Source organism: Antarctobacter sp., assembly GCF_034670325.1.
Taxonomy (GTDB): domain Bacteria; phylum Pseudomonadota; class Alphaproteobacteria; order Rhodobacterales; family Rhodobacteraceae; genus Antarctobacter.
In genome coordinates this window covers 514,128-537,477 of record NZ_JAXMNR010000002.1, presented here as the reverse complement: position 1 = coordinate 537,477, position 23,350 = coordinate 514,128, and the positions used below count along the sequence as shown (strand labels likewise).

Sequence of the window (23,350 nt, the reverse complement as noted above, 5' to 3'; positions counted from 1 at the left end):
AGGGCGACCCTCCAATCCCCGATCCGGGGACGCGGTATCGGTGACGGAGCAAACCCATGTCACGAGATCCCATATCCCTGACCATTCCGGACCTGTCCGGTTTCGCCAAAACCCTTCGTTCCGGGCTGGAAAACCCGCCTTCACATCTGGAGATGCTGGGGCTGATCGCCCGCGCGGCGGGTTTTCGAAACTACCAACACCTGCGCGCGCGATTGTCTGAGACCCCGGCAGAGCCTGTAGACGACAGGGCCGTCGCTCGGGCGGGACGATTTTTCGACGAAAAATCGCGTTTCACCGATTGGCCAGCGAAGACCAGCGTGCAGGGCCTGTGCCTCTGGGTGATCTGGGCGCAACTGCCGCCCGATACGATCTGGACCGAACGGCAGGTCAGCGGCGTGATTGACGGGCTCTGTACCTTTCGGGACGCGGCGCAGATCCGGCGGGCGATGATCGAGCACGGATTGCTGCGGCGCGAAAAGGACGGCAGCGCCTATGCGCGGGTCGAGCGCAAGCCGACGCCGGAGGCGCGTGCGCTGATCTCTCGGGTGCGGCGCCCGTGACGCGGCGTTTGGCTTTGCCTTTCCGGGGGGAGCGATGTTTCATGCGCGGCAAGGAAAAGGGAGTTCGCCGATGCAATACGACATGATCACCTACGGGGTGGCCGAGGACGTCGCCACCGTGACGCTGAACCGGCCCGACGTGATGAACGCGCTCAACACCCAGATGCGGGCCGAGATCACCGATGCGGTGGCGCGCGGCGGGCGTGAGGCGCGCGTGGTGGTGCTCACCGGGTCGGGCAAATCGTTCTGCTCGGGTCAGGATCTGGGCGACCGGGCCAATGCCGCCAACCTTGATCTGGAACGGACGCTGCGTGACGAATACGTGCCGATGCTCAAGGCGATCTATGACTGCCCGGTGCCGACGATCAGCGCGGTGAACGGAGCAGCTGCCGGGGCAGGGGCGAACCTTGCGCTGTCGGCGGATGTGGTGATCGCGACAGAATCGGCGTTTTTCCTACAGGCCTTTACCCGGATCGGGTTGATCCCGGATGCGGGCGGCACGTGGCTGCTGCCGCGCCAGATGGGGCTGGCCAAAGCCATGGGCGCCTCGCTGTTTGCCGAAAAGATCACCGCGCGGCAGGCGGACGACTGGGGCATGATCTGGGAGGCGGTGCCGGATGAGGGCTTTGCCGCCCATGTGGCGGGGCGCGCGGCGCATTTGGCCAAGGGGCCGACCGCTGCCTACCTGCGCGTGAAACAGGCGCTGCGGGCGAGCTATGACAACGATCTGGAATCGCAACTGGGTGTGGAGTCGAAACTACAGGGCGAATGCGGCAAGACCCGCGATTTCAAAGAGGGCGTCGTCGCCTTCATGGAAAAGCGCCCCGCCGTCTACGAAGGGCGCTGAGCGGCGTTGACTGACCCTGTGACGTGAAACAGGCCCGGCGCGATGCCAGGCCTTTTCCTTTGGTGCCGGGATCAGATGATCATGACGTCCGCCGCATCGTCCGGCTGGACGTCCTCGACCAAGGGGTCTTCGGGCAGCGGATCGGCGACCATCCAGTCGTCATAGGTGACGTCATACTGGCCGCAATCGTCGGGATCCTCGCCGGGAACGCTGTAGCACAGGTCGTCAACCGCACCGGACCCGGCCAGTGTGACGGTCATTGTCGCCACCCCCGATGTGTTGATCGCGATGTCCTGCGCAGAGTTGTTTCCCCCCGCCGGAATGGCAATGGAATTGATCAACTCACCATCCGTGTCATAGAGGTCGATCGCGCCGCCTTCTTCTTCGACGTCGAGCAACGTGAGGCTGGTCACGTCCGACACTTCGTCGAATTCGAACATGATCGTGCCGCCCTGTGCGTTGTCATCGGGGTCGCCCGCGTCGCCGTCCTCGGAAATGATGATGGCGTTGCCCTGATCGGCAAAATGCAGGTCCCAGTCGCCGCCGGTGGGATTGGCGGTGTCAAAGATCATGGCGTCATTGCCGCTGTCAGGATCGTCGCCCTCGCGCTGTGCGGTGACGCTAAAGCCGTCGAATTGCAGCGCGGCGGTGTCCCCGGCCTCTGCCGCCTCGAAATCTTCGCAGGCCTCATCGGAGTGATCGGCGACAACGGTTTCGGTCACCGTGATTTCGACGTTGTCGATCTTAATGATCTCGTCACAGGCGCTGATGTCGGACACGATGCGGAACTGCACGTCCTCGGAGGCGGTGTCCAGCACCCCGCCCGAGTAGCTGAGGTCGCCCCAGCCACTGCCGATGGTCTGCCCGGTGGTGTCGCCGACAAGCGCTGTGCCCTGATCGTTGACTGCAAAGGTATCCAGCGTCACCCAGTCGCCGCCGTCGATCTGCACTTGCAGGGTCAGGCTGTCGGCGGAATAGCCGCTGTTCTCAAAGCGGTCGATGTTGATCCCGCGCGCGTCCAGCGTGATGCCTACGGGGCCTTCGGTTTCCACCGTGTCAAAGGTCAGCGCGCCGTCGTGGTAGCCGTTGGTCGTGGCCTGATCGTGGTAGTTGACATACCAGCGGCCGCTGGACTCGACCCCGTCGCCAAAGCCGTGGTCGAAACCCTCGGTCAGGGCGACGGTCTCTGTTTGGATGACCTCGACGGGGGCGTCGCTTTCGGTCACGGTGATCTCGACATTGTCAAAGCTGACCTTTTCATCGTCAGCACTGATGTCAGAGACGATGCGGAACTGGACATCCTGCGTCGCCGTGTCCAGAAGTCCGCCGGAATAGGTGAGGGTGCCAAAGCTGTCGCCGATCTGCTGGCCGGTGGTGTCGCCCACCAGCGCCGTGCCGCTATCGTTGACCTCAAAGGTATCCAGCGTCACCCAGTCGCCGCCGTCGATCTGCACCTGCAAGGTCAGGCTGTCGCCATAGTATCCACCGTTCTCAAAGCGGTCGATGTTCACCCCGCGCGCATCCAGCGAAATGCTGACTGGCCCATCGGTTGCAACGGTGTCAAAGGTCAGCGCGCCGTCATTGTTGCCGTCGGTCATGGCGTGGCCGGTGCTGTTGACGTACCAGTTGTCGCTGCCGGCAACACCGTCGCCGAAACCACCGTCAAAGCTTTCGCTGAGGGCCACAACCTCGGTCTGACTGGCGGTCACGTTCAACCCGCCTGTCAGGGCGATGCCGCCGCCGCCTTCGGAGTTGATGACGGCGGTCATGTTGGTCAGGTCGATGTCATCGGCGGTCAACTGGTAGTCGCCACCATCGACGTAAAAGGTCAATTGCGCCGAGTCGACATCGCCACCCGCCGTATATGGGATCTGGCCGAATTCCAGCCGGACATCATAACCTTCCTGAATCTGCGCGCCGGTGCTGAGCGCGCTCAACGTGCCGATGGACACGTCGTAGCCAGTGACGTTCTCGCCGTTTGATCCGATGCTCTCGTCATAGCCGGGCCAAATGGTCAATTCACCGGCCACCGAGTCGTTGCTGAGATTGAAGAACAGCGCGTCGATATCGGTATTCGCCGGGTCCTCTGCAAAGACCTGCACCACGAGGTTGCCCTCATCTTCGATAATGACGACGCGAACTTGTGGGTCACAGCCAAGCAGGATCTCGGTATTGGGCGACGTGGACATCTGGAGACTCCGAAAAAAAAGGCGCGGAAAAGGCAATTTCCGCGCCTTCTTGCCAAAGTTCGGCCCGAATTCGGCGCTTTTTAGCGGAAACAACGCGTTTCCGCCGCAATTCGGCCCTAATTCACTGGCGGGTGTCTTCGATTGCGAAACACTCGTCGGTTCTCAGAAGTTTCGTCCGCGTAGCGTGGATCGTACCGAGGGGGCAATTTTGGTCCCGGCGAATCGAGTCCCATTCCGCGTGCCATTTCCCCGAACGCAAAAAGGCCCGGCGCGGGGCCGGGCCTTTCAAGGAGATAAAGCGGTAAACCGCGGTCAGCGGTTCTCGATATCCACGTAGTCGCGCTCTGTCTCGCCGAGGTACAACTGGCGCGGGCGACCGATCTTGTTTTGCGGATCGTTCAGCATCTCTTTCCACTGGCTGACCCAGCCGACGGTGCGCGACAGCGCAAAGATCGGCGTGAACATGGAGGTCGGGAAACCCATCGCCTCAAGGATGATGCCGGAATAGAAATCGACGTTCGGGAACAGCTTTTTCTCGGCGAAGTAGGGATCGGCCAGCGCCTGTTTTTCCAGTTCCTTCGCGGTGGCGAGTACCGGGTTATTCTCAACACCCAGCAGATCCAGCACCTCATCGGCAGACTGCTTCATAACCTTGGCGCGCGGGTCGAAGTTCTTGTAGACGCGGTGGCCAAAGCCCATCAGGCGGAACGGATCGTTCTTGTCCTTGGCGCGGGCGATGTATTCCGGGATGTTTTCCGGCGAGCCGATTTCCTTGAGCATCTCAAGGCAGGCTTGGTTGGCGCCACCATGTGCAGGACCCCAGAGGCAGGCAACACCAGCGGCGATGCAGGCAAAGGGGTTCGCGCCCGAGGACGAGGCCAGACGCACGGTCGAGGTCGATGCGTTCTGTTCGTGGTCCGCGTGCAGGGTAAAGATACGGTCCATCGCGCGGGCAAGGATCGGGTCGACGACATATTCCTCGGCCGGGACAGAGAAACACATGTGCAGGAAGTTGGCCGCGTAATCCAGATCGTTGCGCGGATACACGAAGGGCTGACCGATCGAGTATTTGTAGGCCATCGCCGCGATGGTCGGCATCTTGGCGATCAGGCGGTGGCTGGCGATCTCGCGCTGGCGCGGGTCGGCAATGTCAGTGCTGTCGTGGTAGAAGGCGGCCATTGCGCCAACCACGCCGACCATGACGGCCATCGGATGCGCGTCGCGGCGGAACCCACGGAAGAAGTTGTACATCTGCTCGTGGATCATCGTGTGACGGGTGATCGTGTTCTCGAACTCTTCCAGCTCACCCGCCTTCGGCAGATAACCGTAGAGCAGCAAAAAGCAGACTTCGAGGTAATGCGATTTCTCGGCCAGTTGGTCGATCGGATAACCGCGGTGCAGCAGCTCACCCTTGTCGCCGTCGATAAAGGTGATGGTCGAGTCGCAGGACGCGGTCGAGGTAAAGCCGGGGTCGTAGGTGAAGACGCCCGCCTGTCCGTACAGCTTGCGAATGTCGATCACGTCCGGACCGGCGGTGGGCGCGTGAATAGGCAGCTCAAAGCTGTTCCCGTCGATCGTCAGCGTCGCGGTCTTGTTGGTCTCAGCCATGCTTGTCATCCCTCTGATATCGTGAGGCGGGGCCGGTTTGCGGCCCTGCCGGTTGAAGTCACATGGCCGTTCCCGGGGCCTCAGCCCTCTTTTTCGGCCGCAGCCCGGGCCAAGCGCGCGAGGCTTTCGTCGCGACCCAGAACGAGCATCATGTCAAAGACCGACGGGGTCACCGCGCGCCCTGCAAGCGCGGCCCGAAGCGGGCCGGCAAGCTTGCCGAACTTGGTTCCCTGGTCTTCGGCGAAACGGTTGAGTACCGTCTCCAATTCCTCTTTGGTCCAGCTAGCATCTTGCAACTGCGGCGTCAACGCAGCCAGTATACCACGGGATACCGCGTCGAGGTTTTTCGCCGCCTTCTCATCCGGAACGATTGGCGTGTCGGTCAGGACAAACTGAGCCTTTTCAATAAGTTCCGGGAAGGTTTTGGCCCGCTCCTTGAGGCAATACATCGCACGTCCCAGACCATCGCGTTTTTCCTCAGGCAGTTTAATCGCACCAGTTGCCTCTAGGTAAGCCTCGATTTCATGCAGCAGTGCAGCATCGTCCGCGACAGCGATGTGCTGACCGCAGAGATTTTCCAGTTTCTTCAAGTCGAAACGCGCAGGAGACTTGCCGATTCCACCCAAGTCGAACCAGTCTTTTGCCTGCGCATCGGTAAAGAATTCGTCATCGCCGTGGCTCCAGCCCAGCCGCGCAAGGTAGTTGCGCATGCCTGCGGCGGGGTAGCCCATCTTTTGATACTCGTCGGCCCCCAGCGCCCCGTGGCGCTTGGACAGCTTTTTGCCGTCGGGTCCGTGGATCAGCGGGATATGCGCGTAGACCGGCAGAGGCCAACCCATCGCAGCGTAAATGCCCATCTGCCGCGCGGCATTGTTGAGGTGGTCGTCGCCCCGGATCACATGGGTCACGCCCATGTCAAAGTCATCAACCACCACCGCCAGCATATAGACCGGCGTGCCGTCCGACCGCAGCAGCACCATATCATCCAATTGGTCGTTGCGGATGGTCACGGTGCCTTGCACCTCATCCTCGATGACCGTCTGACCCTCTGTCGGGGTCTTCAGGCGCACCACATATGGCGCGTCCGGGTGCGTGGTGGCGTCTGCATCGCGCCACGGGCTGACGAACAGGGTAGAGCGCCCCTCGGCGCGGGCGGCCTCACGGAAGGTTTCGATTTCTTCCTGGGTCGAGAAACACTTGTAGGCCGCGCCCTTGGCGAGCAACGCGTGCGCGACCTCGGCGTGACGGTCGGCGCGGGCGAACTGGCTGATCACCTCGCCGTCATGGTCAAGGCCCAGCCAGTCCAGGCCGCGCAGGATCGCCTCTGTCGCCTCGGGGGTGGACCGCGCGCGGTCGGTGTCCTCGATCCGCAGCAGGAACTTTCCGCCGCGTCCTCGGGCATACAGCCAGTTGAACAGCGCGGTGCGCGCCCCGCCGATGTGCAGGAAACCAGTGGGTGAGGGAGCGAAACGGGTGACGACCTGAGCGTCGGACATCGTGGTTAACCTTTTCCTAACGGCGGGGAGGGTAAGTTAGGGCGTTCCTTAACGAGCCACCCATCGGGGGGCAAGCATGGGTCAACCCCTCTCTTGGCTGTCATCGGTCCTTCTGGGACAGCGCGGCCACCTGTTTCCATGGGCGCCGGTCTGCCTTGCGACCGGCATCGGGATCTTTTTTGCCCTGCGGATTGAACCGCCGGTGCCTTTGCTGTGGCTGTGCGGGTCGTTTGGCCTGCTGGCCGTGTTGCAACACCGTGCCGGACCCATATGGGGCCCGCTGTTGGCGGCATTGGCGCTGGCGTCGTTGGGTTTTGCGCTGGCGGGCGCGCGGGCGCATCAGGTGTCCGGCCCGGTGCTGGATTTCCGCTATTACGGGGCCATTGAGGGGCGGGTGATCCAGATTGACCGCTCTGCCTCGGACGCGCTGCGGCTGACGCTGGACCGCGTGGTGCTGGAGCGGATGGACCCGGACGACGTGCCAAACCGCGTACGCGTCTCCTTGCATGGCACCCAAGGCTATCTTGATCCGAAACCCGGGCAAGTGGTGATCCTGACCGGGCATCTGTCGTCGCCCGGCGGCGCGGTGGAACCCGGCGGTTTTGACTTTCGCCGCCACGCCTGGTTTCTGCGGCTGGGGGCGGTGGGCTATACGCGCACCCCGGTGCTGTTGCTGGAACCGGCGAGTGAGGGGCTGCGTGTGGCGCGGTTGCGGCTGTGGCTGTCGGCACGGGTGCAGGCTGCACTGCCCGGAGAGCGCGGTGCCTTTGCCGCCGCCATCATGACCGGGGACCGCTCTGGCATGGGGCAGGACACGTTACAGGCGCTGCGCGACAGCAACCTTGCGCATTTGCTGGCGATCTCGGGGCTGCATATGGGGCTGCTGGCGGGGTTTGTCTTTGCGGCCTTGCGGCTGGCATTGCTGCTGCACCCGCACGTCCGCCACCACTGGCCGGTCAAGAAGCTGGCAGCGGGCGGCGCGCTGCTGGCGGCGGCGGGCTACCTCGCCTTGTCGGGTGGTAACGTGGCGACGGAACGGGCCTTCATGATGGTGGCCGCCGCGCTCTGCGCGATGATGCTGGACCGCCGCGCGCTGAGCCTGCGCAGCGTCGCGATTGCGGCGCTGGTGGTGCTGGTGATGCGGCCCGAGGCGCTGCTTGGCCCCGGTTTCCAGATGTCCTTTGCGGCCACCACGGCGCTGGTGGCGGTGTTTGAGCGGTTGAGCATCTGGCAGCGCGACCATGACCTGCCGCGCTGGATTGCGCCGGTGCTGTCAGTTGTCGTGTCCTCGGCGGTGGCGGGCGCGGCGACTGCGCCCGTGGGCATGGCGCATTTCAACCAGATCGCCCAATACGGCCTGCTGGCCAACCTTGTCGCCGTGCCGGTCATGGGCATCTGGGTGGTGCCACTGGCGGTGCTGGCAGCCTTGCTGATGCCCTTTGGTCTGGACTGGATCGCGCTAGAGGTGATGGCGCTGGGGCTGGGCTGGATTTTGGGTGTGGCGCATACCGTCGCGGGCTGGGACGGGGCGGTGGGGCATATCGTGGCCCCCGCGCCGGTTGTGCTGCCGCTGATCGTGGCGGGCGGGCTGTTCCTGTGCCTTTGGCGCGGGCGGGGGCGGCTGGCGGGGCTTGCGCCGCTGGCGCTGGCCGTGGTGCTCTGGGCGGGGACAGAGCGGCCCCCGGTGCTGATCGCCGACAGTGGCACGCTGGTCGGGCTGATGACACCGACGGGGCGGGCGCTGTCACGGGATCGCGGATCGGGTTTCGTGGCCGAGGTCTGGCTGGAGAATGACGGACAGGGATACAACCAGCCGCAGGCGGCGGCCCTCTGGCCGGACCCTGTCACGGATCGCACGGCGCGGGCGGATCTGGAGGGGCTGCACATCCTGCACCTTCAGGGCAAACGCGCCGCCGCCCGCGTCGAGTCCTGTCAACGCGATCAAATCGTCGTCTCCAGTGTCGATATCGATCTGCCCGGCGGGTGTGAGGTCTTTGACCCGGCGCGCCTGCGGGAAAGCGGCTCTGTGGCGGTGTGGTTGGACGACGGCACACCGCGCATCGTCACAAACCGCGACCTGTCGGGCACAAGGCTCTGGCACGGCGGCGTGCCAGAGATTTTTCGGCTGGCGTGGCGTGATCAGTAGGTGCGGATCAACCCGACAAGACGCCCCTGCACGGTGACAGAGCCCTCTGGCAGGACGCGGGGCTCATAGGCGGGGTTTGCCGCCTCAAGGATGATCATGTCGCCCTTGCGGCGGAACCGTTTCAGCGTGGCCTCATAGCCCTCGATCTGGGCGACGACGATATCGCCGTCCGACGCATCAGGGGATTCGCGGATCACCACCACGTCACCATCGTTGATGCCCGCATCGATCATCGAGTCGCCCTTGACCTCAAGCGCGTAGTGCCGGCCCTGTCCGCGCAACATCTGCCCGGGAACCGACACCCCCGGAGCGGGATCGTTGATCGCTTCGATCGGGCGACCGGCGGCGATGCTGCCCACCAGCGGCAGTTCCGTGAGGTTCGCGGCCCCCAGATTGAACGCGCCGGAAGGACGGGTATCGGCGCGGTCCCCGTCGATCACAGTGGGGGTAAACCCGACCGGATGGCCACCCAGGCTTTCGGGCAGTTTCACGATTTCGATGGCGCGTGCCCGGTGGGCCAAACGGCGTATGAAGCCACGTTCTTCCAGCGCGGTGATCAGCCGGTGAATGCCCGACTTCGACCGCAGATCAAGCGCGTCTTTCATTTCATCGAAACTGGGCGGGACGCCATCACGGGTCATCCGTTTGTTGATGAACTCCAGAAGGTCGAGTTGTTTTTTTGTCAGCATCGCGCAACCCCGTGTTTGTTAACTTTTGTTCTACGGGTGTTCCTGTTTTGTGTCAATAATCCTGTCGATTGTGCCTGGAATTTGTTGCGGGTTGGCGTCAGGACGCCCTAAGGCTCCCGCGCGCACAGCTCTCTGGTTTGGGAAAAACCTACGGGCAGGGCACCCGCAGTTTTTACAATGGCAGATAGGCGACGGTCTCTCCGACTGCGCGCGCGGCATCACCGACCGGGCGCACCAGCAGCGCATTTGCGCGGCCCAGCACGCTGAGCAGGCTGGAGTCCTGACGCGCGAGTGCGGTGATGCCATCCTCTGACAGTTCTGCGCGCATGTAATGCTCACGCGGACCGTTTGCCGTCAGCGGTGCGGCAAGCCGCGCCGTGAGGCGCGGGGCAGGGGCCGCGCCCAGACCCAGCATGGCGCGGATCACCGGGGCCACAAAGACATGCCCGCAGACCATTGCGGACACAGGATTTCCGGGCAGGCCGATCATCATCGCGTCGTTCAGGCGACCGGACATCAGCGGCTTGCCGGGGCGCATGGCGACGGTGTGAAAAGCGCGGTCCATGCCCAGGTCTTCGGCCACTTGCGCCACAAGGTCGTGGTCGCCCACGGAAGCCCCGCCAATGGTGATCACGAGGTCGGCGTCTTCGACCAGAGAAAATCCATGGATGAGCGAAGCAGAGGTGTCGCGCGCGATGGGCAATATGCGCGCTTCGGCCCCCAGCGCGCGCAGCAGTGCGTGCAGGCCAAAGGTGTTCGACGCGATGATCTGGTCGGGGCCGGGGGTGTCGCCCGGCATGACCAGTTCATTGCCGGTGGAAATCAGCGCCACGCGTGGCCTGCGGGTGACAGGCACTTCGGCAATGTTCATCGCCGCCAGCAGCGCCACGTCTTGTGCGGTCAGGCGTTTGGGCGCGTTCACCGTCTGGCCAACGCGAAAATCGGTGCCTGCGGGGCGGATGTAGGGGTTTTCGTCAAGGTCGTCGTGCAGGGTGATCCGGTCACCATCGCGGGTGACGTCCTCTTGAATGACGATGCGGTTGGCACCCTCGGGCACCGGCGCGCCAGTGAAAATGCGCACCGCCTGTCCCGGCCCGACGGGAGCGTCAAAGCGTTGGCCAGCCGCACTCTCTCCGATGACGGTAAAGCTTTGCCCCGCTGCCGCCTCGGGGACGGCATAGCCGTCCATCGCCGACGCGGAAAAAGGCGGCTGGTCCCGCCGTGCGGTGACCGGGCGCGCAAGGACCCGGCCTGCCGCCTTTGTCAGGGGGACGGTTTCCACTGGCAGCGGAGCGGCCAAGGCAAAGAGGTGGTCGAGGGCTTGGGTGACGGTGATCATGACGCCTCAAAGCGCCCGGATTTGCCGCCGTCTTTCAGCAAAACGCGGATGCCGCCGATCTCCATCGCCTTATCCACGGCCTTGACCATGTCATAGACGGTCAGCGCGGCGGTTGAGACGGCAGTCAGTGCCTCCATCTCGACCCCGGTTTGGCCGGAGGTCTTGACCGTGGCCACGATGCGCAGGCCGGGCAGGTCAGAGTCAGGTACAAGGTCGACGGTGACCTTGGTGATGGGCAGCGGGTGGCACAGCGGGATCAGTTCGGGCGTTTTCTTCGCCCCCATGATCCCGGCAAGGCGCGCCACGCCGATCACGTCACCCTTCTTGGCACGGCCTTCGGTGATCAGGGCAAAGGTCTCGGGCGCCATTTTCACATGGCCCTCGGCGGTGGCGATGCGGTCGGTCACTGGCTTGTCGGAGACGTCGACCATATGCGCATTGCCCTGCGCGTCGAAATGGGTCAGCCCGCTCATGCCAGCACCGGGTTGGCCAGCAGGGTGCGGGTCGCCTCGGTCACGTTGTCCTGTCGCATCAGGCTTTCGCCAATCAGAAAGGCACGCGCCCCGTGGGCCGCCATGTCGGCCAGATCGGCGGGGCCGGTCAGCCCGGATTCGGAGATCAGGAAACGGTCGTCGGGGACGCGTTTCGACAGGTCCCGTGTCGTGTCCAGCGTCGTCTCAAAGGTCTTGAGGTTGCGGTTGTTCACGCCGATCAGCGGGCTTTTCAGCGCCAGCGCACGGTCGAGTTCCGGGCCGTCATGCACCTCTATCAGCACGTCCATGTCCCAGCCCTGTGCGCAATCCTCAAGTTCCGCCGCCTGCGCGTCTGAAACCGATGCCATGATGATCAGGATACAGTCCGCCCCTAGCGCGCGTGCCTCGGCCACCTGATAGGTGTCGTACATGAAATCCTTGCGCAGGGCGGGCAGGGCGCAGGCCGCGCGCGCCGCCGTCAGAAAGGGTTTCGCGCCCTGAAAGCTGGGCGTGTCGGTCAGCACCGACAGGCAGGTGGCACCTCCGGCCTCATAGGCGCGGGCGAGTGTCGCGGGATCGAAATCGGCACGGATTAATCCCTTGGACGGAGAGGCCTTCTTGATCTCGGCGATCAGACCATATCCGGTCTCTGACGCCTCCATCAACGCCCCGGCAAAGCGGCGCACAGGGGGCGCGTTGCGGGCGTCGGCCTCTACCTCGGACAGCGGTTTGGCGGCCTTGTCGGCGGCCACTTCGTCCAGCTTGTAGGCCTTGATCTTGTCGAGGATGGTCGTGGTCATGGGGCAGGTCTTTCCGGCGTCGTCCAGTTGATCGGCGTCTCGCCGTTGTCTTTAAGCCAGTCGTTGATGCGCGAAAAGGGCCGCGAGCCGAAAAAGCCCCGCCGCGCCGAGAGGGGCGAGGGGTGTGCGCTGGTCAGGATCAGGTGGTTAGCGCCGGATATGTGTTTGGCAAAGCCCTGCGCGTGGTTGCCCCAAAGCAGAAAGGCACGGGGTTGGTCCGACAGCGCGGCAAGCACCTGCTCAGTCAGGTTGGACCAGCCGAGTTTGGCGTGGGCACCGGCCTTGCCCGCCTCAACCGTCAGCGCGGTGTTCAGCAGCAGCACGCCCTGTTTGGCCCAAAAGCGCAGGTCGCCGTTGGGCGGTTTGGCCCCCAGATCCTCCTGCATCTCCTTGAAGATGTTGGTTAGCGAGCGCGGGAGGGGGCGCACCTCCGGTTCTACCGAAAAGGCAAGCCCGTGGGCGTGGCCGGGCGTTGGGTACGGGTCCTGCCCAAGGATCACAACGTGGGTATCCTGCGGTGCGCAGGCGTCCAGCGCGGCAAACACCTGCGGGGCAGGTGGCAGCACCTGCGCGTCGCTTTGGGCAAGATGCGCCGCGATACGGGGCAGGTCCTGCACGAAGAACGGCAGATGCTGCCAACTTTTGGGCGGGGTCGGGGGCGTGAAACTCACGCCGCCTGTGTCGCCTTGGCCAGCGCCTGCACCTTGGCCAGCGCCGCGCCGCTGTCGATGCTCTGCCGCGCCCGTTCGACCCCGTCGCGCAGGTCCGTGGCCTTGCCCGCGATCACCAGCGCGGCGGCAGAGTTCAGCAGAACCGCATCGCGATAGGCCGACTGCGCGCCGTCCAGCAGGGCGCGCATGGCCTTGCCGTTTTCCTCTGGCGTGCCGCCGACGATGTCGTCAAACGGATGCACCGGCAGCCCCGCGTCTTCGGGATGCAGTTCCGCCTCATGGATGCTGCCATCCTCTTCCAGCGCGGCGATCCAGCTGACGCCGGTGATGGTCAGCTCATCGGTGCCGTCCGAGCCATGCACCAGCCAAGCCCGTTCGGACCCCAACTGGCCCAACGTTTCGGACATTGGGCGGATCAGATCGCGGGTAAAGGCGCCAGTCAGCTGGCGTTTGACGCCCGCCGGGTTGGTCAATGGGCCAAGGATGTTAAAGATCGTGCGCGTGCCCAGTTCGGCCCGGACCGGGCCGACATGGGCCATCGCCGGGTGGTGCATGGGGGCCATCATGAAACAGATGCCGACCTCGGCCAGCGCCTTTTCCACCTTGTCGGCAGACAGCATGACCTCAATCCCCATCTGTCCCAGCGCATCAGCCGCGCCGGATTTTGACGACAGGTTGCGGTTGCCGTGCTTGGCCACGGTCACACCCGCGCCCGCCACCACAAAGGCCGTGGCAGTCGAGATGTTCAGCGTGCCCTTGCCGTCACCGCCGGTGCCGACGATGTCCATCGCCCCCGCAGGGGCGGCGACCTTGTTGCATTTCGCGCGCATGACGGCGGCGGCGGCGGCGTATTCGTCCACCGTTTCGCCCCGCGTGCGCAGGGCCATCAGTAACCCGCCGATCTGGGCCGGCGTGGCCTGACCTGCGAACAGGATGCCAAAGGCGCGTTCTGCCTCGGCGCGGGTCAGGGGGCGGTCGGCGCTGGTGCCGATAAGGGGGCGGAGATCGTCGCTCATACCGGCACCTTCAATACGTCTAGGAAATTCTGCAACATGGCATGCCCATGTTCCGAGGCGATGGATTCCGGGTGGAACTGCACGCCGTGGATCGGCAACTCACGGTGCATGAGGCCCATGATGGTGCCATCCTCCAGCTCTGCCGTGACTTTCAGTGTCTCGGGCAGGTCCGACCGTCGCACCACGAGGCTATGATACCGGGTCGCCTTGATGGGTGAGGGCAGTCCCTTGAACACGCTTGTCCCGTGGTGATGCATCAGGCCCATCTTTCCGTGTACGATCTCATCGTGCCGCACAACGGTGCCGCCAAAGGCCTGACCGATGGTCTGATGGCCAAGGCAGACGCCCAGCAGCGGCGTGCGCGTCTCTGCGGCGGCTTCGGTCAGCGCAAGGCAAATGCCCGATTGGTCCGGGGTGCCGGGGCCGGGAGACAACACAATGCCCGCCGGGTTCAGCGCCATCGCCTCTTGCACGTTCAACGCGTCGTTGCGCCAAACCTGCACGTCAGCCCCCTGTTCGCCCAGGTAATGGACGAGATTATAGGTGAAACTGTCGTAGTTATCGATCAGGAGCAGCATGGCCGGGCCTTCATCTGCAGGTTGCGGTTGCAGGGATACTGAGCGGGGACGCGATCGGGGGCTGGCGGCCCGGGGCCACGTCGCGGTATACATGCACAGGCCCTACTGGTGGCGTCAAGACCGGCAAGGGTGCAAGACTACAGGACAAAGGCGCCGGAACAGGCGCACGACAGGTCGGAGAGAGCAGCATGGCACGGGGAATTCTGTCTGGGGCGATCTGGGGCGCGGTGTTTTCTGGCGCGGGGCTGGCGGCGATCTCGCTGAACACGCCGCTGCCGGAACAGGGCGCGATGGTGCCGCCACCTGCCGGGAACGTCGACGGCAGTCTGCTGGTGGAGACGCCTGATCCGAAGCCCGATGTGAAGCCCGACCAGACGGCTGTCGCTCCGGTGCCCGGTCCGAAACCCGATCCGAAACCCGCCCCGCAGGCCGCCACGCCAGTCGTGCCGGATGCGCCCGATCCGTCAAAGCCGCGCGTGGTGGAAACGCCCGACGCCGACCCCACAGCCAAACCCGACGTGTCGAAACCGGGCGTCAGGCCGCAGCCGGAAACCGGGGTGGACCGCCCGTTGGCCCCGACAGGTACGCTGCCCGCGCCCGCTGATCCGGTGATCGCCGGGGCCGATACCGCTCCGCCGGTGCCGCCGCAGGTGGGGCTTGCGCCCGATGCGCCCGAAGGCGCGGGGCCCGATGTGTCCGATGCGCCCCGGCTGGCGGGTCAGGACTCGCCGGTTCTGCCCCCGGCGCAGGCAACGGCCCCCGGCGCGCCGCGTCCAGAGGCGCAGCCGGTCATTGTCACCGGACCGGCGCAGCCTCCGGCCCCGGTGGTGCCTGATGTGGACAGCGCCTTGATCCCCGAAAGAGCTGATCCCGCACCGGCCCCGATTCCGCAGGCCCCGGAAACCCCGTTCGCACGAAAGCCTGAACCGGTGGCACCGGCCCCTGACCCCGCAGACACCCCCCCGTCGCCAGAGATCGCCGCCCCGGCACCGACCCCGTTGCCCACCGGCCCCGCCATCGGCAAACCCGCAACGTCCCTGTTCAACCGCGCGCCGGATACCGCGCCCGACGCGACGCCTGTTCCGGACGCGGACGTGACGCTGGAGGTAGAGCGCTCCGGTCCCTTGGCGGCGCTGTCCGAGGACAGCCCGCTGGTGCGGTTCTCGGCCCCGGTGACGGTGCCGGACGGCGTGCCACGCATGGCGGTGGTGCTGGTGGACGACGGCAGCGGCCCGCTGGGACCGTCAGGTCTCAAGGCGTTTCCTTTTCCGGTCAGCTTTGCCATTTCGCCCGCGCATCCCGATGCGGCAGCGGCGGCGCAAGGCTATCGCGACCTGGGATTCGAGGTGTTGGTGCTGGGCGATATGCCCGAGGGCGCGCAGGCCGCCGATGTCGAGGTGACGATGGATGGGCTGATCCGTGCGATCCCTCAGGCGGTGGCCGTGCTGGAAGACCCCGATGGCAGTCTTCAGGACAGCCGCGAGGTGTCATCGCAGGTGGCGGCCTTCCTCGGGGACAGTGGTCACGGGTTGATCACGCAGCCCAAGGGCCTGAACACCGCGCAAAAGCTGGCGCTCAAGGACGGCGTGCCTGCGGTCACCCTGTTCCGGGATTTCGACGGCGAGGGGCAGGATGCCTCGATGATCCGGCGGACACTGGATCAGGCAGCGTTTCGGGCGCGGCAAGAGGGCGGAGTGGTCATGATGGGACGGCTGCGCGCCGACACGATCTCGGCGCTGGTGCTCTGGGGGTTGCAGGACCGCAGCGACACCATCGCGCTGGTGCCGGTGTCGGTTGTTCTGGCCGAAGCGCTGAACGACTAGCGCCAAAGCGGTTGCGAAATCGCGTTAAGGGGTTTGCAGCGCCTTTGTCACCGGCGCGGCTGACGTGTCCTGCTGTGCCCAGCCTTCCAGCACGCGCGCCAGATCGCCGTAGCCGGTGAACCGCCGCTCAAACGCCAGCCCCAGCCGTTCGGCCTGTGCCTTGGCCCGCGCGGTCAGGTCCGGGTCGTCGGTCTGTGCGAGGTAGACCAGCTTTTCATAGTTGCCAAAGTACATCTCAAGCAGTTGTGGATGCCGGTCGAGGCCCAACGGCCGCCAGACAAAGGCATCGAACTGTCGGCTCAGGAAATCGGTCAGGTAGAAGGAGGTGATCTCATCACGCGATTCGAATTGGGCCAGCCCGTCGAAAAAGGCGTAACAATGTGGGCCAGCCACCATCTCGACCCCCATCTGGTCGCAGGCGGCCTGTAACAGACCGCCGGTGCCGCAGTCGGCATAGACAACGCAGATCCGCGCATATTTCGCGCGATGGGTCTCGACCGCCGCCCGCACCGCTTCGGTGATCTTTTCGGGGTGATTGTGCAGGATGGCGGGCAGACAGGCGAGATCCATGTGATCCCAGCCGTTCAGCCGCACAAGCGCCAGAATCTCTCGCGCAAGAGCGCCGCAGGCCAATAGCAGCACGCGGCCCTCCCCGGCAGGGCGCAGGCCCTCGGCAGTCAGATGCGCATCAGAGAGATGGTCATGTGCGGGTGTCGTCATGGGGCACATGCGCCATGGCCCAACGCGCAAGCAGCGCAAGCGCGAGAAGAACGGGAATGACCGTCAAAACCCCGAAGGACGACATGGCCCAGACCGTCAGACCCGCCGCTAAAACCACGGCGCAAACGAGCAGGGCAAAGGATGTCACGGGCATCAAGGTCTCCTTCCGTACCTCTTAATATGGGCCAAAGGTGAAAAAAGAAAAAGCCCCTTTGCATCATCGTGATCGCCCGTACCGTGTGTTGACGCAATGTCAGGCGATATCCCGCGCCTGCGCGGGGGCCAGTCGGACAGCGGTGCCATAGGCCACGATTTCCGACGCGCCCTTGGCAATGGCCGAGGTCTGGACCCGCATGCAGATGACGGCATCGGCCCCCAGCGCCTGCGCCTCGGCGACCATTCGGTCCAGTGCCTGTTCCCGCGCGCCAGCCATCAGCGAGGAATAACCGGACAGCTCACCGCCAACGAGGGATTTCAGCGCCGCGACGATATCGGTTCCGACATGTTTGGCGCGCACGGTTGCGCCGCGCACAAGGCCCAGCGTTTCGGTCACGGGCCGCCCGGCGACGGTTTCGGTGGTCACGATCAGCATCAGTGGTTCATCCCGTCATAATGGTCTTCTTCGGCGTTGCCGACCCGTTCGGCGATGACGCGGTAAAGGATATAGCCCACCAGCGCGGCTGGCAGCAGGGCCAGCGCGCCAAAGGGCACCTGGAACGCCGCCAGCAGCATCGCCGCCAGCCAGAAGGTCGCGACCATGCCTGCGATCACGCAGACCAGAATCAATACGAATGTGTCGAGTTTCATGGGCCGTTCCTCCCCGGTGGCCAGAGTAGCCCCGGGGAGTGACAAAGGAAAGCGGCAGGCGGCAGAGACGGACCTTAGCCCGCCGCCATCTGGTTGTGCTTGCGGGCGATGAATTTCTTGGCGGTTTCCACCGCGACAGCCGCATCACGGCAATAGGCGTCGGCCCCGATGGCCTTGCCGAATTCCTCGTTCAGCGGTGCACCGCCCACCAGAACGATATAGTCGTCGCGGATACCCTGTTCCTTCATCGTGTCGATGACGACCTTCATGTAGGGCATGGTGGTGGTCAGCAGCGCCGACATGCCAAGGATGTCGGGCTTGTGCTCTTCCATCGCACCAAGATAGGCGTCGACGGCGTTGTTGATGCCCAGATCGACGACCTCGAACCCGGCGCCCTCCATCATCATCGCCACAAGGTTCTTGCCGATGTCGTGGATGTCACCCTTGACGGTGCCGATCACCATCGACCCCATGCGCGGCGCGCCGGTTTCTGCCAAGAGCGGCTTGAGGATGGACATGCCGCCCTTCATTGCGTTGGCGGCCAGCAGAACCTCGGGGACAAACAGGATACCGTCGCGAAAGTCGTTGCCGACGATGGTCATGCCGCCCACCAGCGCCTCTGTCAGGACACGGTAGGGGGCCCAACCGCGCTCCAGCAGGATATTCACGGCCTCCATGATCTCTTCCTTGAGACCATCATAGAGATCGTCGAACATCTGTTGGACGAGTTCCTCATCGTCCAGTTCAGAAAGGATGATGTCGTCTTCTTCGTCGGACATGACGTGATTCCCTTGCTTTGACATGCCGTGACATGCCGTCGTTACAACGACTATTCGTCGTTTTTGCAGAATTTCAATTGGTGGATTGCGACATGGAACGCTGCGGGACCGACCTTGGACACCCGGCGCGCGTAAAACTTGCACATGTTCCCGTTGTGTTCTAGTTTTTGGGCATGTCTTCGTCCGCTCGCCCTGTCGATCCTGCTCTGGCCCGTGGCCGGGCCGCGCTCAGCCGCGAGTGCGGTCGTTTTGAACGGTTGCGGCGTGAGGATGTGCATGACGGCTGGGATCTGCCGGAGGACGGAACCGTCTTTCGGACCGAGGTCAGCGAAGAGGTGCCGCGCTCTGTCGTCAGCTATGTGCGCTCGCCCGATCTGCCGTTTGACCGCTCGCTGAACCCTTACCGGGGGTGTGAACACGGGTGCATCTATTGTTTCGCCCGTCCGACCCATGCTTGGCTGGGCCTGTCTCCGGGTCTGGATTTCGAGACGCGGCTGGTGGCGCGGCCCGCAGCGCCGCAGGTCTTGGCGCGGGAATTGAGGGCGAAGAAATACAGTGTCGCGCCGCTGGCCATCGGCACCAACACCGATCCCTACCAGCCGGTTGAGCGGGACCGGGGCATCATGCGCGCCTGCCTTGAGGTGCTGCGCGACTTTCGCCATCCGGTTGCGATTGTGACCAAGGGCGCGTTGATCGAACGCGACATCGACATCCTGTCGGACATGGCGGCGCAGGGGCTGGCGCGGGTGGGGATTTCCGTCACCACGCTGGACGAGGGCCTGTCGCGCCGGATGGAACCGCACGCGCCGGGGCCAAAGCGCCGCTTGCAGGTGATCCGCAGGCTGGTCGAGGCCGGGGTGCCGGTGCGGATCATGGCCTCGCCCATGGTGCCCGCGCTGACCGATCCGGAACTGGAGTCGATCCTGAAAGCGGGCGCAGAGGCGGGGGCGACGTCCGCCAGCTGGATCATGCTGCGCCTGCCGCTGGAGGTGGCGCAGTTGTGGCAGGACTGGTTGCACGAACACTATCCCGACCGTGCGAACCGCGTGATGAACCACCTGCGCGACATGCACGGCGGAGAGGTCTATTCCTCCAAGTGGTTTGCCCGGATGCGCGGCGAGGGTCCTTATGCGGATATTGTCGCTGCGCGGTTTGCACGGGCGGCGCGGCAACTGGGACTGGACCGCAGCCAGCCGCCCCTGCGCTGTGATCTCTTTGCCCCGCCACCACAAAGCGGCGATCAACTCAGCCTGTTCTAGGCTGGGCTGCTGCCGTGCGATGATCGGGGTAGGGGACATGTACAGGCCGGGTCTAAAGGTTTCAGGATAGCGCAACCGGACCGGCGCAAGAGCTGCGCCGGGTGACGGGTGCAAAAGACAAAAACTGCGCGCCCCACCTGTTCGGCGGGGCTGCTGCTCAGGAGGTCCGCCGGCGCTTGTTGCGCCGCTCTCTTGTGGGGCCTTCGCCGTCGGTGCCGTCGCTTTCGGACGAGAACCCGCCAAGCGTCTGTGTGATCTGTTCCAGCGTGGGCCGCGGGCCGGGCTCATGGGTTTCCAGCGCCGCGCGCATCGCGCTGAGGTGCTCGGGCATGGTGCCACAGCAGCCGCCGATGATCCGCGCGCCGCAATTGCGGGCCATAAGGGCATATTCGGCCATCAGCGCGGGGGTGCCGTCATAGTGGATGTGGCCTTCGTGGTATTTCGGGATACCGGCGTTGCCCTTGGCAATGATGGGGCGTTCCGTGCCTTGCGCGACAAATCCCAGCACCGTGCGCAACAGGTCAGAGGCCCCGACACCGCAGTTTGCGCCAAATCCGATCGGCGGGTTCGGCAGCGCCTCGACCATCTTGACCATATCGGCAGAGGTCATGCCCATCATGGTGCGTCCGGCGGTGTCGAAACTCATGGTGCCGCACCAAGGCATCCCGGCATTGGTAAAGGCCTCTGCCGCTGCTTTGAACTCCTCGGGGGCCGAGATCGTCTCGACCCACAGCACATCCGCGCCGCCATCTTTCAGGCCGTGCGCGGTTTCCTCGAACATCTCGACCGCGCGTTCATGGCTGAGCGATCCCGCCGCCCCCATGATTTCACCCGTCGGGCCGACGGAGCCTGCGACGATGACCTCACGCCCGGAGGCATCCGCGACTTCGCGGCCCAGTTCGGCGGCCAGCTTGGACAGCTCATAGGCCCGGTGGCCCGCATCGTGCAATTTCAGGCGCGAGGCATTGGCGCCGAAGGAGTTGGTCAGGAACAGGTCCGACCCGGCATTGACCGCGCCGCGATACAGCGTGCGGATCTTGTCCGGTTCATTCTCGTTCCAGAACTCCGGCGCGTCACCGGATTGCAGGCCCATGTTGAAAAGATTGGTGCCCGTGGCCCCGTCCGCCAACAGCCAGTCGCGCTGTGCAAGGGCCCGGGTGAGTGCGTCGGTCATTTGTGTCGCCTTTCCGGAGGTCGTCGCCCGCGTGTTTCACATCCAAACAGCGCAGGCAAATTCATAATTATCATCATTTACATGAGGTCAGTTTGTTGCCGTGCCAATCCGGGGCAGCGGGCGGGCCGCCTGAAATGCACTGGCAGGTAGGTTGGGTCATGTCAGCAAAGCGGTGGGCATCCGGTCACCTAGGCCGACAAGCTGTGCGAGTGACCACAGGGCCGCGCGCGGAATATTGACACCCCAGGCAGCGGTTTCGCGCGCCAGAACCTTGGCTTGCTGAAACGGCGTCCGGCCGGGGTCGCGGCTGGCGCAGACATCTGCGGGCCGTCCGCTCCACGCAAATGACGCACGGGCGCGCCAGCCGTGATACGCCTCTGTCACAAGGATCAGGCGCGCGTCGACCGGCAGATCGGGGCGCGAGAACAGCGCGTTTTGCAGGGTCGACAGCGACCCTGTCTCAAGCTTTAGGTCCGTGTCGGGGATGCCCTCGGCACGGGCAATTTTCGCCAGCAGCAGTGCGTTGCTGGTGGCCTTGTCCGGTGGGCCGCCGGTCAGGTGCAACCGCGAAACCTTGGCGCGATCGTAAAGAGTGATTCCCGCGTGGATGCGGCCGGATTCTTCGGCTTGCACCCGTTTCAGATGCTCCGTGCCGCCGCCAAGCACCACGGCGATATCGTAGATTGTGTCCACTTCGGAACAGTCGCGGGTCAGCAGCGTCGATCCGGTGGTAAGCAAAAGGCACAGCGCCGTGTACAGCGCCGTGCCTTTCAGAAACCAGACCAATCGTCGATTTATTCCCACTCGATGGTTCCCGGAGGCTTCGAGGTCACGTCATATGTCACGCGGTTGATGCCCTTGACCTCGTTTATGATGCGGGTCGCGGTCTCGCCAAGGAAGTCATGGCTGAACGGGTAGTAATCCGCCGTCATGCCGTCCACGCTGGTGACCGCCCGCAGCGCGCAGGCGTAGTCATATGTGCGGCCATCGCCCATGACCCCAACGGTGCGCACCGGCAGGATCGCCACGAAAGCCTGCCAGATCTTGTCATACAGCCCATGCTTGCGGATCTGGTCGATATAGACCGCGTCCGCCTTCCGCAGGATCTCCAGCTTTTCGCGGGTGATCTCACCGGGGCAGCGAATTGCCAGACCGGGACCGGGGAAGGGGTGGCGACCGATAAAGCTGGCAGGCAGGCCCAGTTCATGACCCAGTGCACGCACCTCGTCCTTGAACAGCTCGCGCAGCGGTTCGACCAGCGTCAGGCCCATCTTCTCGGGCAGGCCGCCGACGTTGTGGTGCGATTTGATCGTCACCGACGGCCCGCCGCTGAACGACACCGACTCGATCACATCCGGGTATAGCGTGCCTTGGGCAAGGAAGCGCGCGCCTTCGATCCCGTCGGCGTATTTCTGGAACACGTCGATGAACAGCCGACCGATGATCTTGCGCTTGGTTTCCGGGTCGGACACGCCATCCAACTCGCCAAGGAACAGTTCCTGTTCCTCGGCGTGGATCACATGCAGGTTCATGTGATCGCGGAACATGCCGACGACCTCTTCGGCCTCGTTCAGGCGCAACAACCCGTGATCGACAAAGACGCAGGTCAGCTGATCGCCGATCGCCTCATGGATCAGCGCCGCCGCGACAGAGCTGTCGACCCCGCCGGACAGCGCGCAGATCACCTTGGCGTCGCCGACCTGTTCGCGGATCTTGGCAATCGCCTCTTCGCGGTAGGCACCCATGGTCCAGTCGCCCTTGAACCCGGCGGCGCGGACAAAGTTTTCGTACAGCGTGGCGCCGTTGGGTGTGTGATGCACCTCGGGGTGGAACTGCACCGCGTAGAACCGCCGCGCGGGATCGCCGGTGATGGCAAAGGGCGCGCCGGGCGAGGTGCCGAAGACCTCGAAACCGGGTGCGATTTCGGACACATGGTCACCGTGGCTCATCCAGACCTGTTCGCGGCCGGTGCCGTCCATGAACCAGCCGGTCAGCATGTCCAGCCGCTGATCGGACGGCTGCACATAGGCGCGGCCAAATTCGGAGGTGCCTTCGCCGGCAACAACCTTGCCGCCAAGGTCCTGCATCATGACCTGCTGGCCATAGCAGATGCCAAGGATCGGCACGCCCAGATCGTAGACGGCGCGCGGCGGGCGCGGGCTGCCCTCTCGGGTCACCGAATCGGGACCACCGGAAAAGATCACCGCCTTGGGGGCGAAGTCGCTCAGAAAGGCGTCGGTGACATTCTGGTAAGGGTGGATTTCACAATAGACATTCAGCTCACGCAGGCGGCGCGCAATCAGCTGCGTTACCTGGCTGCCAAAGTCGATGATAAGGAGGCGGTCATGCTGGATCTCGGTCATGCCCTCCTGTAGG

General features: G+C 64.3%; 23 protein-coding genes. 5 read left to right on the top strand and 18 right to left on the bottom strand.

The features are described from left to right. The first annotated feature begins 56 nt into the window (after nucleotides 1-56). Complete coding sequence (locus VOI21_RS07725; RefSeq protein ID WP_323769212.1) at nucleotides 57-560, top strand: DUF2087 domain-containing protein; 504 nt, start codon at nucleotides 57-59, stop codon at nucleotides 558-560. 70 nt (nucleotides 561-630) lie between these two features. Further along, nucleotides 631-1,407: an enoyl-CoA hydratase-related protein gene (locus tag VOI21_RS07720; protein ID WP_323769211.1), complete on the top strand. Its 777-nt coding sequence runs from the start codon at nucleotides 631-633 to the stop codon at nucleotides 1,405-1,407. Between the two features lie 71 nt (nucleotides 1,408-1,478). Here the strand turns inward: VOI21_RS07720 and VOI21_RS07715 are convergent, their stop codons facing one another. The 3 genes from VOI21_RS07715 to gltX all read right to left on the bottom strand — a co-directional run bounded on the left by VOI21_RS07715 (nucleotide 1,479) and on the right by gltX (nucleotide 6,700). Continuing rightward, nucleotides 1,479-3,596 carry a hypothetical protein gene (locus VOI21_RS07715; protein ID WP_323769210.1) on the bottom strand — a complete coding sequence of 706 codons (2,118 nt, stop codon included), beginning with the start codon at nucleotides 3,594-3,596 and terminating at the stop codon, nucleotides 1,479-1,481. A gap of 312 nt (nucleotides 3,597-3,908) precedes the next feature. Beyond that, nucleotides 3,909-5,204 carry a citrate synthase gene (gltA, locus tag VOI21_RS07710; RefSeq protein ID WP_323769209.1) on the bottom strand — a complete coding sequence of 432 codons (1,296 nt, stop codon included), beginning with the start codon at nucleotides 5,202-5,204 and terminating at the stop codon, nucleotides 3,909-3,911. Between the two features lie 80 nt (nucleotides 5,205-5,284). Then, nucleotides 5,285-6,700, bottom strand: coding sequence for a glutamate--tRNA ligase (gene gltX, locus VOI21_RS07705; RefSeq protein ID WP_323769208.1), 1,416 nt, complete (start codon nucleotides 6,698-6,700; stop codon nucleotides 5,285-5,287). Nucleotides 6,701-6,776: 76 nt separating this feature from the next. On the opposite strand from gltX, the gene VOI21_RS07700 reads away from it, so the two are divergent. Further along, nucleotides 6,777-8,846 (top strand): ComEC/Rec2 family competence protein, encoded by a 2,070-nt coding sequence (locus tag VOI21_RS07700; RefSeq protein WP_323769207.1) that lies wholly within the window; start codon nucleotides 6,777-6,779, stop codon nucleotides 8,844-8,846. Here the strand turns inward: VOI21_RS07700 and lexA are convergent. From lexA to VOI21_RS07665, 7 genes are all read right to left on the bottom strand, one after another. Continuing rightward, nucleotides 8,840-9,535 carry a transcriptional repressor LexA gene (gene lexA / locus VOI21_RS07695; protein WP_323769206.1) on the bottom strand — a complete coding sequence of 232 codons (696 nt, stop codon included), beginning with the start codon at nucleotides 9,533-9,535 and terminating at the stop codon, nucleotides 8,840-8,842. The genes VOI21_RS07700 and lexA overlap by 7 nt on opposite strands. Before the next feature lie 172 nt (nucleotides 9,536-9,707). Further along, a complete protein-coding gene (gene glp, locus VOI21_RS07690; protein ID WP_323769205.1) occupies nucleotides 9,708-10,874 on the bottom strand; it encodes a gephyrin-like molybdotransferase Glp in 1,167 nt (388 codons plus the stop codon). Then, nucleotides 10,871-11,347, bottom strand: coding sequence for a cyclic pyranopterin monophosphate synthase MoaC (moaC, locus tag VOI21_RS07685; protein WP_323769204.1), 477 nt, complete (start codon nucleotides 11,345-11,347; stop codon nucleotides 10,871-10,873). The genes glp and moaC overlap by 4 nt, the downstream gene beginning before the upstream one ends. Further along, complete coding sequence (trpC, locus tag VOI21_RS07680) at nucleotides 11,344-12,147, bottom strand: indole-3-glycerol phosphate synthase TrpC (RefSeq protein WP_323769203.1); 804 nt, start codon at nucleotides 12,145-12,147, stop codon at nucleotides 11,344-11,346. Before trpC ends, moaC begins: the two co-directional genes overlap by 4 nt. Next, the gene (locus VOI21_RS07675; protein WP_323769202.1) at nucleotides 12,144-12,818 is read right to left on the bottom strand and encodes a uracil-DNA glycosylase; all 675 of its coding nucleotides are present in this window, start codon (nucleotides 12,816-12,818) and stop codon (nucleotides 12,144-12,146) included. Before VOI21_RS07675 ends, trpC begins: the two co-directional genes overlap by 4 nt. Beyond that, nucleotides 12,815-13,834 (bottom strand): anthranilate phosphoribosyltransferase, encoded by a 1,020-nt coding sequence (gene trpD / locus VOI21_RS07670; RefSeq protein ID WP_323769201.1) that lies wholly within the window; start codon nucleotides 13,832-13,834, stop codon nucleotides 12,815-12,817. The genes VOI21_RS07675 and trpD overlap by 4 nt, the downstream gene beginning before the upstream one ends. Beyond that, a complete protein-coding gene (locus tag VOI21_RS07665; protein ID WP_323769200.1) occupies nucleotides 13,831-14,412 on the bottom strand; it encodes an aminodeoxychorismate/anthranilate synthase component II in 582 nt (193 codons plus the stop codon). The genes trpD and VOI21_RS07665 overlap by 4 nt, the downstream gene beginning before the upstream one ends. A gap of 188 nt (nucleotides 14,413-14,600) precedes the next feature. Between VOI21_RS07665 and VOI21_RS07660 the strand changes: the two genes are divergently transcribed. Then, nucleotides 14,601-16,235: a divergent polysaccharide deacetylase family protein gene (locus VOI21_RS07660; RefSeq protein WP_323769199.1), complete on the top strand. Its 1,635-nt coding sequence runs from the start codon at nucleotides 14,601-14,603 to the stop codon at nucleotides 16,233-16,235. Between the two features lie 24 nt (nucleotides 16,236-16,259). On the opposite strand, the gene VOI21_RS07655 is transcribed toward VOI21_RS07660, so the two are convergent. From VOI21_RS07655 to VOI21_RS07635, 5 genes are all read right to left on the bottom strand, one after another. Then, nucleotides 16,260-16,955 (bottom strand): DUF1638 domain-containing protein, encoded by a 696-nt coding sequence (locus VOI21_RS07655; RefSeq protein ID WP_323769198.1) that lies wholly within the window; start codon nucleotides 16,953-16,955, stop codon nucleotides 16,260-16,262. After that, the gene (locus VOI21_RS07650) at nucleotides 16,936-17,109 is read right to left on the bottom strand and encodes a hypothetical protein (protein WP_323769197.1); all 174 of its coding nucleotides are present in this window, start codon (nucleotides 17,107-17,109) and stop codon (nucleotides 16,936-16,938) included. The genes VOI21_RS07655 and VOI21_RS07650 overlap by 20 nt, the downstream gene beginning before the upstream one ends. Before the next feature lie 99 nt (nucleotides 17,110-17,208). Further along, the gene (locus VOI21_RS07645; RefSeq protein ID WP_323769196.1) at nucleotides 17,209-17,547 is read right to left on the bottom strand and encodes a YbjQ family protein; all 339 of its coding nucleotides are present in this window, start codon (nucleotides 17,545-17,547) and stop codon (nucleotides 17,209-17,211) included. Beyond that, nucleotides 17,547-17,762 carry a hypothetical protein gene (locus tag VOI21_RS07640; protein ID WP_323769195.1) on the bottom strand — a complete coding sequence of 72 codons (216 nt, stop codon included), beginning with the start codon at nucleotides 17,760-17,762 and terminating at the stop codon, nucleotides 17,547-17,549. Before VOI21_RS07640 ends, VOI21_RS07645 begins: the two co-directional genes overlap by 1 nt. A gap of 74 nt (nucleotides 17,763-17,836) precedes the next feature. Then, nucleotides 17,837-18,541, bottom strand: coding sequence for a B12-binding domain-containing protein (locus tag VOI21_RS07635; RefSeq protein ID WP_323769194.1), 705 nt, complete (start codon nucleotides 18,539-18,541; stop codon nucleotides 17,837-17,839). A 173-nt stretch (nucleotides 18,542-18,714) separates the two neighbouring features. Between VOI21_RS07635 and VOI21_RS07630 the strand changes: the two genes are divergently transcribed. Continuing rightward, nucleotides 18,715-19,800: a PA0069 family radical SAM protein gene (locus VOI21_RS07630; RefSeq protein WP_323769193.1), complete on the top strand. Its 1,086-nt coding sequence runs from the start codon at nucleotides 18,715-18,717 to the stop codon at nucleotides 19,798-19,800. Nucleotides 19,801-19,957: 157 nt separating this feature from the next. On the opposite strand, the gene bmt is transcribed toward VOI21_RS07630, so the two are convergent. The 3 genes from bmt to guaA all read right to left on the bottom strand — a co-directional run bounded on the left by bmt (nucleotide 19,958) and on the right by guaA (nucleotide 23,337). Beyond that, complete coding sequence (gene bmt, locus VOI21_RS07625; RefSeq protein WP_323769192.1) at nucleotides 19,958-20,974, bottom strand: betaine--homocysteine S-methyltransferase; 1,017 nt, start codon at nucleotides 20,972-20,974, stop codon at nucleotides 19,958-19,960. A gap of 156 nt (nucleotides 20,975-21,130) precedes the next feature. Continuing rightward, a complete protein-coding gene (locus tag VOI21_RS07620; protein ID WP_323769191.1) occupies nucleotides 21,131-21,778 on the bottom strand; it encodes a YdcF family protein in 648 nt (215 codons plus the stop codon). Further along, nucleotides 21,769-23,337 carry a glutamine-hydrolyzing GMP synthase gene (guaA, locus tag VOI21_RS07615; RefSeq protein ID WP_323769190.1) on the bottom strand — a complete coding sequence of 523 codons (1,569 nt, stop codon included), beginning with the start codon at nucleotides 23,335-23,337 and terminating at the stop codon, nucleotides 21,769-21,771. The genes VOI21_RS07620 and guaA overlap by 10 nt, the downstream gene beginning before the upstream one ends. Between the last annotated feature and the right edge of the window lie 13 nt (nucleotides 23,338-23,350).